This is a genomic window from Paraburkholderia sp. SIMBA_054, assembly GCF_046534875.1.
In the GTDB taxonomy this organism is placed as follows: Bacteria; Pseudomonadota; Gammaproteobacteria; order Burkholderiales; family Burkholderiaceae; genus Paraburkholderia; species Paraburkholderia hospita.
Window position 1 is genome coordinate 1 of sequence record NZ_JAWRXV010001223.1, and the last position, 253, is coordinate 253.

A 253-nucleotide genomic window follows, 5' to 3' on the forward strand; every position below is an offset into this window, starting at 1 on the left:
GCCGTGCTGTCACCGACGAATCGTGTGAGAGTGTTACAAAGCGTTTCGCACTCAGACATCGGTGATCTGCGAGATCAAAGAGCCACTTTTTCGAGCCGTCAAACGGAAATTTCTCTCCGTTTATGAAGAAAAAGCGGCGGTTGTACAACAAACTCGTCTTGCGGTCCAGTCGCACTCCGAACTTCGATGCTTCACTGATAAAACGCGCTTCGTTGAGCGGCCTTTGCGGCGGATCAAAGACGACACTCGGCTT

At 51.4% G+C, this 253-nt stretch carries 1 protein-coding gene; it reads right to left on the reverse strand.

The window, feature by feature from the left end:
* On the reverse strand, window positions 1-253 hold a 253-nt coding region (locus SB822_RS59000; RefSeq protein WP_410859364.1), incomplete at both ends, for a winged helix domain-containing protein.